Origin of the sequence: Synechococcus sp. HJ21-Hayes (assembly GCF_024345835.1) — a bacterium.
GTDB lineage: Bacteria > Cyanobacteriota > Cyanobacteriia > PCC-6307 > Cyanobiaceae > Vulcanococcus.
Genome location: NZ_JAGQBW010000037.1, coordinates 1 through 10240 on the forward strand (window position 1 = coordinate 1; position 10240 = coordinate 10240).

Consider the following 10240-nt stretch of genomic DNA (forward strand, 5'->3'; position numbering starts at 1 on the left):
CATGCGACGCATGGGTTTACGGGCGATCTACCAGAAACCGCGCACCACTGTTCCAGGATCTCCCTCTGAGCGGTTTCCCTGCCTGGTGGACCTCAAACAGGTCACCAGGGTGGATCAGGTCTGGGCGGCCGACATCACCTACATCCCGCTACAGAAAGGATTCCTCTACCTGGTGGCAATCGTGGATCTGTTCTCCAGGAACGTGCTCAGCTGGAAGCTCTCCAACAGCCTTGACACGGAGTTCTGTCTCGATGCCCTGGAGATGGCGTTGGAACGTGGCCGCAGGCCAGAGATCTTCCACTCCGACCAGGGTTGTCAGTTCACCTCTGATGACTTCGTGGCCAGGCTGCAAGCTGAGGAGATCAAGATCAGCTGGTCAGGCAGGAAGCGCTGCTACGACAACATCCTGGTGGAAAGGTTGTGGCGCACCGTCAAATATGAGGAGGTCTATCTACGTGCCTACAGCGATGGCTGGGAAGCAGAGACCAGCCTAGCTCGCTTCCTCTGGAGGTACTGCCATGTAAGGCCGCATAGCTCCCTGGGAAGCAAAACTCCCGATGAGGTCTACACTGAAAACGAACCCTGTTCCTCCCGCCCGGAGTTAACGATGTCAGGGGCCGGAACTGTCCAATAAAAGGCACCCACCTCACAGCAGCGGCTCAGCCACTATCTTCAAGTGCCGCAATATCTTATGCGAAACAGTTTATAAAAAACTCAGGCACAGGAGTCCAACCATGTGTTGGCTGTGATCAAATATTTTCTAGCCGAATCAACAATATTGAAAGCTTGCTTATGGCCTTGCAGTAAGGCCTGCATATTCAAATAAGTTTTCAAGGTAGTCAGGATATTGCGTGCCGCCCTTCAAGAGGTCCGCCTCAACTTCTTCCATATCCTCAACATTGTGTGCCAAGAGTAGAAGCTGCTCGGCTTCCTCCCAAGAATCTTGATCATGGAACTCTAGCAACACATCCAAAGCCTGGTCCGAAAGCTCCGAAGCATTATTGTCTAGATCGTCAAATTGGCTCTCTTCTCCAGAGATGTGATCAGTGAAGTCGACGATTAGTTTGACTGGCTTAGAACCAGTAAACTGACAGTAGAAGTTTTCTTGTATAAATGTACCGCCTCCTGCGTAACCTGCGACAACTCCTGCAACCTCCGTTTCTGATAGCTTGTCCCAAGCAGCAAAAGCTCTGCAAATGATGCGTCCTTCGCGCTTTTCCCAAAGACCCGAGTAGTTCATAATTCGAACAAAGACCTACTGGTTTTTAGCATGCGGATAGATGCATGGCAAGCTAACGACGCAATAGACCAGCCCCGTACCAAATAGCGCTGGGGTGGTCGTCACGCACACCCTCTGCACCCAGGTGATGACCAGCGCTAGGCAGGCAGAAAAGAGAGATGGCCCTAGAGAACCCTCAGGATTGGATTGAGAATGCGAGAGATATCTACCAGCAAGCAATTGTTGCGCCTGGACTGAAGGCTTCAAGGCCAATAAAGCTGATATCAGGACTGGCAGAAGTGCTGGCCTTACGATGACCACACTTTTCTGCATTCTACAGTTATATCATCCCTGGATGCGCCTTCTTCATCCTCAATCTCGACACGTGCAATCTGATTTGACCATCCAGCAAGAACGCCAAGGGATTGTGCGTTAGCCATCTCATCGGGAATGTTGAAGTACATTTGAGGATCGTCTTCGTCAACGTACTTGGCACCTAACTCTTCTAAGAAATACCGAGCTTCGTGACCGGAGTCTTCAAGTTCGTCAGATACATAGGTAATAATCAGTGATGTCGTCATAAGAACAGGAAGAGCTGCACCATCGTATGAAATTCGCAGCAAAGAGGAATGCGTGGCAAAAGGGCGTTACAACGTTGATCCGCCTAACGACGCAATACAGATGCACCGCACCCCAGGAGGATGTAGCCAGTTCATCGCCGTGTGTGCGGCTCATGCGGACAGGTGATCGCTGGTGCTAGAGAGACACCGTCAATGGGTATCCACTAGCAAAGTTATTCGATAGATTCAGGATCCATTTCAAGATCTGAGCATATTTCATCAAAATAGCTAGATTCGGCAAAGTCGTCAGCGCCCCCTCTCAGCTCTCTCATGAAAACTGCAGCAGGTGAATCCATGCTTCCTTTGACCCCCAAGAGCAAATCTGCACATGAGAAGCGCAGATGAAAGTTAAAGTCTTGTAGCTTCCAACTCCTATCAACCTCGTCAAGGTCAACATAGCTTGCCATAGCTTTTTCACCGTACTCACTGGTAATTGAGGACAAGCTATGATTTTCTAGGTCGCCATCCTTAATCAACGAAAGAATCTGCTCCAGATATTTTTCGAGTATCTCATTCGCGACATTCTTGATGCTGCTTGGGTCTGACTCCTCAGGGGGCTCGATGCCATGCTCAAACCAAATGGGCCTTCTTGAGCCTGGGTCAATGAGCGCGGTATTTTCAGAGCAGTTCCAGCCGTCAACACTTGTCGTTATCCCAACAATCATGGTCTCCCTGTTATCATTTAAATCCAGATCAGTCTTTATGAACTGAGCCTGGCATTCATTGCATTCTCCTAGGAATGCAGGCCCATCTTTGATTGTCCCAAGGAGCCCTAGTTCGCAGAGCCTGTTAAAGAGCGCTTTATTTGCTGTTGACAACGTACTTCCTAACAAGCTACTGGTACAACCTAGCGCATCGTAAGGGACCAGGCACTGTCAACTTGACGAAGCTCTCTAACGACGCCATGCCCCCTGACCCGCCCCTATGACTATGCACCCTGGGTATAACCTGCCGGTTGGCTCATGCGGACAGGTGATCGCTGGCGTTCGCCAGTCGATTAACTCCAGAAGTCTTCTTCTGATGTGTCTTCGTTTTCGACAATGATTCTTGTGATTCGGCCGTCTGAGAGAAAAGCCTTCAGAGCTTGTTTGACTTTTTCAAGATTATCGCTGTCCTCGTCTATCATAAATGTCATCGTAGGCTCTTCCTCAGTATTGTAATCCCAAGCATCCGGCGCGGCACTCGCAACCTCGATTGTGCTTTCATCTGAAATCTCCTCAAAGTTATCGCTATCAACTTCAATGCAAACGGCGAGGTTAGCCATTGAACCGAAACCAGAGGGTCTTGTGTTTTATAGCATGAATTCACAGCCTACGCAATAACCAATAAATCCGTAGAGAGTCAGCGCCGCAAAGGCTCTGCTTAGCAGTGCCATACAGCTGCCCCGCAATACACAAAATGGCTAGTCCGAAGCCATGTCAGAAGCTTACACGATCGCCATTCTTGAACAGAGATTTTTCTCCGCCAGTTCCTCGGTAGTCTTCAGGGAAAAGCTCTTCATCATCATAAAAGACTGATCCAGCTTCGTACCTGAGCAGAGCAGGGACAAACTTCTCAATCTGAATTACCTGACTATACCCTTTGAAGTCGTCTATATATACTGCGCAGCATGGAAAAGACGAGATCTTATCCCTGTGCTTCCCATGGAAGTCAATGTCAGACCACTGCTTAGAAATAGCGTCGACAGAGATTTTCTCGCCATCAACGATACAGTGGCCGCTGGTCGACCAAATCGAGAGCTCTGAGTCATAGTCTGTATAGATTTCGTCGACAAGCTCTTCGAGTTCGTCTTCACTGATGCAATCGGCAAGCTTCATTGACTCTCTATCCTCTTGAGGGAACAATATGCGACCATCCGAGAAACATCCATACCACATTAGTTCAGGCATTGCTACAACTGCTTGCTCACTCCTGACTATAATGGCATCCACCCAACGATGCAATACTCCTGCCCCACACGCCAGGAGTAGGAGCCCAGTGAATAGCCCTGGCTGCGGCTCCTTCCGCTAGGTGATGGCGAGCGTCAGACATGGGGATTGGATTGTTTTAACGAAGAATGTTGGATAGTGTTTCACTCATTTCAAAGTCAAAGACTTCATCCTCTTCCACCTCCCCTTCAAGCCAGGCACAATAGAGGACCTTGCTGGGGTCTCCCATTTCTTCAGGCTGCTTAAGATACACCTCAATTCCTTCGCCAAGCTCATGAGATAGTGTCGGCAAGTTTTCCATGGGCTCTTCGTCACCGTTCACTTCCCTATTGAAATCTTCTAGTTCGATAAACTGCTCTTCAAAGATGAATCCAATACATGCGAACACCCTTCTATTTTCCACAAGCCTTGGGCAGCTCAGCGCATCGACAGGATCCTTGAATACCAAAGCTTGTTCGGATTATTTCCTGGATAGCAAAGAAGACAGGCAATCCCCGTATGGATCAACAACATAAAATAGAGGGGTGGCAGACTGGGAGCCGTCGAATAGAAACTCGGGTCCCCAACACCCCTCGCAGCTTGATACAAGAGCATAGAAATTGGCTGCATGCGATCTTAATTCTTCTTCCGCCTGAACATGCAGTCGTCCGTCCTCATCGCAAACAGTACAGTCTGCCGCAAAGATTACAAAACCCTTGCGGGGATCATCGAAACGGAGTGACATCGTTAGCATGACAAGGCCTAAATCAGATTATGCATGGAACTGCTTTTCTGGACAAGGCTAACGACGTCACGAACCTGGCCAGCGTTCGGCCCAGCGCCTCTGTCTACACAGCACTGTCATCCGGCCTTGACGCGTCGCCGTTGTCCCCGGATAGGGGGAGACCCTCACGTGCTCCGTCACAGTATTCCGTGGGAACTGGGTCTTGTTACCTCAGTCTGGGTAGCTTGAGCGCCTGCAACAGGTTGAGGGTCCATTGACCGTTCCATTGCTGAGCCAGCTCTTCGGGCGGCCGCTGCAGCGCCAGCAGGAGGAAGCGAAGACGCTGCCCAGTATCCAGGCTCTGCCGATTCTCTCTTCCGATGCGCTCTCCTCGGTGGCCTATGCCACCGATGCTGCCCTCGGTGTGCTGATCCTGGCCGGTAGCGGTGCGCTGCGGCTGTCGCTGCCGATCACGCTCACGATCATCGCCCTGATCGGGATTGTGGTGCTCTCCTACCGCCAAACCATCAAGGCCTATCCCCAGGGTGGTGGCGCCTATGTGGTGGGGCGTGAGAACCTCGGCACCACAGCCAGCCTTGTGGCCGCCGCCAGCCTGCTGATCGACTACGTGCTCACCGCCGCTGTGAGCCTCATGGCTGGCACCCAGGCCCTCTCCTCGCTATGGCCCGGCTTGCTGCACGCGGAGGTGCCGATCGCCCTGCTTCTGCTGGTGCTCGTGGGCTGGGCCAACCTGCGGGGCGCGCGCGAGGCCGGCCGGCTGTTTGCGCTGCCCACCTACAGCTTCGTGGCGATGGTGAGCGTACTGGCCCTGGCGGGTATTCAGAACCTCATCACCAGCCATGGCTTCACCCCGGATCCGCCTTCATTGGTGAAGGCTGCTGAACCGCTGGGCCTGTTCCTCATCCTGCGAGCCTTCAGTTCCGGCTGTTCCGCCATGACCGGGATTGAAGCGATCGCCAATGGCGTTCAGCTGTTTCGCACCCCTTCGGCCCAACGGGCCCGCAGCACCCTCCTGGTGATGGGGCTGATGCTATCGGCCATGTTTCTGGCGGTGAGCGGCCTTGGCTTCATGTATGGCATCGGGCCCCATGACGATGTCACGGTGATGGCCCAACTGGGAATGCGCGTGTTCGGCACCAACAGCCCACTGCTGTGGGTGCTTCAGATCACCACCCTGCTCATCCTGATGCTGGCGGCGAACACCGCCTTTGCCGATTTCCCGCGCCTTTCGGCCCTGCTTGCCCGCGATAACTTCCTGCCGCGGCAGATGGCCTGGGTGGGTGATCGCCTGGTGTTCCAGAACGGCATCCTGTTTCTGTTGCTGGCCACCGGCGCCATCATCGTGATCTGCCAGGGCAATACCACGGTGGCCGTGAACCTCTACGCCCTCGGCGTGTTCTTGGCCTTCACGCTGTCGCAGGCCGGCATGGTGGTGCACTGGTGGCGTGAGCGCGGTGAAGGCTGGTGGCGCCATGCCCTGATGAATGGCATCGGCTCGCTCTGCACCTGCCTGGTGCTGGTGGTGATCGTGATCAGCAAGTTCGCGGAAGGCGCCTGGACCGTGGTGATTGCCATCCCGGTCCTGGTCCTGATGCTGGCGCGGATCCGCCGCCGCTACCGGCGGGTGTTCGCTGAACTGGAACTCCAGCCCGGCGATGCGGTGGATCTCCGGTTGCCAGTCCGCACCGAGCCGATCGGCAACTGCAGCATCGTGTGGATTCCGGTCTGGAGCAAGCCCGCCCTGCAAGCCCTGCGCTATGCCGCCACGGTGTCGGATCGGGTGATCGCTGTGTGGGTACGGCCGGACGATGGTGACCCCGAGCCCCTGCGCCATGCCTGGCAGCGCAGCGTTGGCGACAATCCCCGCTTCGAGCTGCAGATCCTCGAGAGTCCCTACGCCTCGCTGATCACGCCCTTCGTCGACTTCGTTGAAACCGTGGAGGCGAGCGATCCCGATCAGACCCTCACGATCGTGATGCCGATCGCGATCCCTCGCTATCGCTTTGACAGCCTGCTGCTCAACCAGCGCGCGATCAACATGCGGCAAGCGTTGGATCAACGCCATAACCGTGTCTTCACGATGGTGCGCTATTACCTGCCTACCTGATCAACCAGATCAGGCGCCCTGCTGCTCTCCACGCAACTGCAGACGATGCAAACGTGGCCAGAGCCAGGCCACACCGACCAGCAGGCCAAGGGCGAGGCTGATCTGTACGGGCTGGTAGCCGCTGCCGAAGCGGTGCAGGGAGCTGATCAGGTGGATGGAGAAGCCGGCGGCGGCGAGGCTGAGGGATTGGAGGCCTTTGGTGAGGTTGGCGATGGCGTTGATGCGGCCCTGCATGTCTCTCTCGGTACCGGCCTGCAACAGGGCGTTGTCGGTGGAGATCGCCAGATAGCTGCAGCTACCCGCCAGAAACGCCGACAGTGATGCCCAGTGCAGCAGGTTCGAGGCGCTCAGGATCAACACGCTGATCGCGAGACCGGCACTGGCGCCGCCCAGCAGCAGACCAGCCCTCAGGCGTTCCAGGAGGGTGATACCCAACAGCGAGCCCACAAAGCTGCCCAGGCCAACAGCCGACATCAGCGCGGCGTAGAAGCCATGCCCGCCCTCCGCGCTCAGGTGGCGCTGCACGAACACCGGCAGCAGTCCCTGGAAGGGCATGCCCAGCACCATCACCAACGCAAGCACCAGGAGCAGGGTGCGCAGATCGGCGCGCCTGCGCACCATCTCAAGCCCGGCCCGCAGGCTTGCCTTGAACGAGAGGCACGATTCGCTTTCGCCTGCTGCCGTTCGGCTCCGGGGCAGCCAGCCGATGCTGATCAGCAGGGGAACGTAGCTCAGGGCGTTGAAGGCAAAGGCCACCTCCTCATGGCTGCGCGCGGTAGGCCCGAGGCTGAGCAGCACACCACCCAGGGCTGGGCCGAAGATGTTGGTCACGCTGGTGGTGAGGCTGTAGAGCTGCTGGGCCAGGCTCACCTGATGGGGTTCCACGAGGTCCGTCACCAGGGCGGTGCGGGCGGGGGTATCGAAGGCGGAGATCACACCGTTGATTCCACTCACCAACGCCAGCAGCCACAGCGGCACCATCTCCTGAAACGACGCCGCCAGGATCAGCAGGGCGACGGTGAGCAGCCCCACCTGGGTGATCGCGTACAGCCGCCGGCGATCGATCCGATCGCTCAGCGTGCCGCCCACCAGTTGCAGGAGGATCTGGGGCAGCCCATAGGCAAGGGCCAGGGTGGCGATACCGGCCGATCCGTGCTGCTTCACGGTGAGCCAGTTGATCGCCAGCACGAAAGCGCTGGTGCCGAAACTCGAGATCAGGTTGGCCAGCCAGAAAGCCCGGAATCCGGGCAGCCGCAAGAGGTCGACCATGGAGGCTGTTGAGACCTCAGAGGAGCTAGCCACGCACTGGTTCGGGGTTCTGCCCGGATGGTGCCACGCTCTGGGCCCGCAGGCTTCATGAGCCGCCCAGATTGGCCACCTGGGCCTACTGCTCCGCCAGCTCAGGATCCTCGCCTGCCCCTCAGCTTCAACACTGTCTGCCAGCGAAAAGGCGCGCATCGCAGCACTGGATTGTTCCCGCGTGCTCAAGCCCTACAACTGCAACTGGTCCTCCTATCTGGCTGCCAATCCAGCTGTTCAGATCTGGGCCAACAAGTACCCATCCATGGTGCCTGCCGAGAAAGCCCCCATGACCCAGCGTGGCCAGTGATAGGAAGGAGCCCCCCTGGCCCTGGGCCGCCGATGGGACAACAGCGATGAGCGACCAACCAACGGACATCACAGCCCTCGCCACCAGTGAGGCCAACGGCGTGCAGCCGCTCGTGGAATGCAAGGGCATCCGCCCCACCAGCACGTTCCCGCGGGAGCTCACGGGGCTGCACCCCGATCAGATCGAGCATCACTACAAGGCGATGCGCAACAGCCACGCGTCGTTGATGCGCTCACGCGGACAGTTGCTCAGGCGCTCAAGGGAATTAAGCGAAGCGCGGGATCGCTTTCTCACCACCCTGCGCAGCTACGAAGAACGCCTGATGCTGATCGGCCAGGAGAAAGCGGAAGCCCTGCGGCTCGCGCAGGACATGCACCAAGAACTGGAGGCCTTCGACAGCAAGCAGCAGGCCCTGGACAAATTGCTGCAAGACCTGGACGAGGCCAAGCAGGAGGCAGGCTTTTGGAGTGTGTTTCAGATCAATGCGTTGATCGATCGCATGCGGACACTGCTGCGTGGAGGCGGCCGCAGCAATGGGTGAGCTGAGCGACCGCTTTGCAGAGCTCATGGCCCGCATGGCCAAAACCGATGCCGAGCTCTTCCGCACCATTGGCGAGCAGAACACCAGCGTTCGCCAAATGGTGGACGACTTCGTACCAGCTAGCGAGGTAAACGGGGCAGCAAACAAGGCAGCGGCCTTGGGTCCTGCGGCTCTATTAGAACCAGACCAGTGTAATCAAAAAGCCCTGAAAGCTCGCTTTGGAAAAGTTGCTGAGGCCCAGAACTGGGTGGAAAGTCAGATCGGCAAAGGTCCCAAAAAAGCCTCGTGGCTGGTGATTGAGCACACCTGCCGCAATGGCTCATGGCCCGCGGCAAGCGCCAAGCCCGCAACGGCTAGCAAGGCCATCACGGCTGAACAGCTGGATCAGCGACTAACGGCACTGGAAACGACATTGACACAGCGATTCGATCGCTTGGAACAGCTACTGCTGTTGATCGCAGAACAGAGTCCGTTGGTCTTGGGAAACAGCACCAATCACGTTGAGCCCAGTCCTCAACGTGAGAGCGCCCAAAACCCAGGGATCACAACACGCTGACCCAGAGCCTGGACTCTTCAGAAGCCGCGGATTGGCTGGCGGGTGCTACAACTCGCTGCACACTGAACACAGTGATCTGCTGGCGGTGATAACGGATCCAGCCACGCCGCTGCACGCCTCCAGGTCCCCCAGCTCAACCCCCACTCCAGCAGCCGTGACGTCCACCTCAGCCCCGTCCTCTCCCCAGGCCTCCGGCAAGCAGAACCTCTCCGCCTTCATCTGGAGCGTGGCCGACCTGCTCCGTGGCGACTACAAGCAGAGTGACTACGGCAAGGTCATCCTCCCGTTCACGGTGCTGCGGCGACTGGACTGCGTGCTGGAGCCCACCAAGGCGGCGGTGCTGGAGGAGAAGGCGCTGCGGGAGGGGCAAGGGCTGGACCCTGAACCCTTCCTGCTGCGCAAGGCGGGTCACAACTTCTGCAACACCTCGCCGCTGGACATGAAGCGGCTGATGGGCGACGGCGACAACATCGCCGAGAACCTGCGGAGCTACATCCAAGGGTTCAGCCCGGCGGTGCGGGAGATCTTCGACAGGTTTGAGTTCCACCTGCAGGTGGACCGGCTGGACAAGGCCAACCTGCTGTACTTAGTGACGGAGAAGTTCGGACAGGTTGACCTGCACCCCGAAACGGTGAGCAACGCCGAGATGGGGCTGGTGTTCGAGGAGCTGATTCGCAAGTTTGCTGAACTCTCCAACGAAACCGCCGGGGAGCACTTCACCCCTCGTGAGGTCATCAAGTTGATGGTGAACCTCATCTTCATCGAAGACGATGAGGCTCTGACGCAACCGCAGGGCTGATTCAAAGTCAGGTCACGGGTTGAGCTCTGGTTGTCGTCGCGCCATCGCCAGCAGTGCCTTGATGTCATGCATCACCGCTTGCAGGCCCTCGCGGATCGAGTCGAAACCGGCCAGGCGCAGCAGATTGAGACCAGCGG

The 10240-nt window shown here is 56.9% G+C and carries 12 protein-coding genes; 5 read left to right on the top strand and 7 right to left on the bottom strand.

Annotated elements, in window-relative coordinates:
- Positions 1–10: 10 nt before the first annotated feature.
- Positions 11–634, top strand: a complete 624-nt coding sequence (locus KBZ14_RS15585; protein WP_255119276.1) for an IS3 family transposase — start codon at positions 11–13, stop codon at positions 632–634.
- A 156-nt stretch (positions 635–790) separates the two neighbouring features.
- Here KBZ14_RS15585 and KBZ14_RS15590 read toward each other — a convergent pair whose 3' ends face one another.
- The 6 genes from KBZ14_RS15590 to KBZ14_RS15615 all read right to left on the bottom strand — a co-directional run bounded on the left by KBZ14_RS15590 (position 791) and on the right by KBZ14_RS15615 (position 4215).
- Positions 791–1240, bottom strand: coding sequence for a hypothetical protein (locus KBZ14_RS15590; protein ID WP_255119265.1), 450 nt, complete (start codon positions 1238–1240; stop codon positions 791–793).
- A 287-nt stretch (positions 1241–1527) separates the two neighbouring features.
- Complete coding sequence (locus KBZ14_RS15595; protein WP_255119266.1) at positions 1528–1800, bottom strand: hypothetical protein; 273 nt, start codon at positions 1798–1800, stop codon at positions 1528–1530.
- A 212-nt stretch (positions 1801–2012) separates the two neighbouring features.
- Positions 2013–2657: a hypothetical protein gene (locus KBZ14_RS15600; RefSeq protein ID WP_255119267.1), complete on the bottom strand. Its 645-nt coding sequence runs from the start codon at positions 2655–2657 to the stop codon at positions 2013–2015.
- A 179-nt stretch (positions 2658–2836) separates the two neighbouring features.
- Positions 2837–3103, bottom strand: a complete 267-nt coding sequence (locus KBZ14_RS15605; protein WP_255119268.1) for a hypothetical protein — start codon at positions 3101–3103, stop codon at positions 2837–2839.
- A 154-nt stretch (positions 3104–3257) separates the two neighbouring features.
- On the bottom strand, positions 3258–3656 hold the full coding sequence (locus KBZ14_RS15610) for a hypothetical protein (RefSeq protein WP_255119269.1): 399 nt from the start codon (positions 3654–3656) through the stop codon (positions 3258–3260).
- Positions 3657–3885: 229 nt separating this feature from the next.
- A complete protein-coding gene (locus KBZ14_RS15615) occupies positions 3886–4215 on the bottom strand; it encodes a hypothetical protein (RefSeq protein ID WP_255119270.1) in 330 nt (109 codons plus the stop codon).
- Between the two features lie 529 nt (positions 4216–4744).
- On the opposite strand from KBZ14_RS15615, the gene KBZ14_RS15620 reads away from it, so the two are divergent.
- Complete coding sequence (locus KBZ14_RS15620; RefSeq protein ID WP_255119271.1) at positions 4745–6598, top strand: APC family permease; 1854 nt, start codon at positions 4745–4747, stop codon at positions 6596–6598.
- A 9-nt stretch (positions 6599–6607) separates the two neighbouring features.
- On the opposite strand, the gene KBZ14_RS15625 is transcribed toward KBZ14_RS15620, so the two are convergent.
- Complete coding sequence (locus KBZ14_RS15625; RefSeq protein WP_255119272.1) at positions 6608–7867, bottom strand: MFS transporter; 1260 nt, start codon at positions 7865–7867, stop codon at positions 6608–6610.
- 386 nt (positions 7868–8253) lie between these two features.
- Here KBZ14_RS15625 and KBZ14_RS15630 point away from each other — a divergent pair, with 386 nt between their 5' ends.
- The 3 genes from KBZ14_RS15630 to KBZ14_RS15640 all read left to right on the top strand — a co-directional run bounded on the left by KBZ14_RS15630 (position 8254) and on the right by KBZ14_RS15640 (position 10103).
- Positions 8254–8748 carry a hypothetical protein gene (locus KBZ14_RS15630; RefSeq protein WP_255119273.1) on the top strand — a complete coding sequence of 165 codons (495 nt, stop codon included), beginning with the start codon at positions 8254–8256 and terminating at the stop codon, positions 8746–8748.
- Entirely contained in the window at positions 8741–9304 is a 564-nt protein-coding gene (locus tag KBZ14_RS15635; RefSeq protein WP_255119274.1) for a hypothetical protein, read from the top strand. The genes KBZ14_RS15630 and KBZ14_RS15635 overlap by 8 nt, the downstream gene beginning before the upstream one ends.
- Before the next feature lie 154 nt (positions 9305–9458).
- Positions 9459–10103: a type I restriction-modification system subunit M N-terminal domain-containing protein gene (locus KBZ14_RS15640; RefSeq protein WP_255119275.1), complete on the top strand. Its 645-nt coding sequence runs from the start codon at positions 9459–9461 to the stop codon at positions 10101–10103.
- Positions 10104–10240 lie beyond the last annotated feature (137 nt).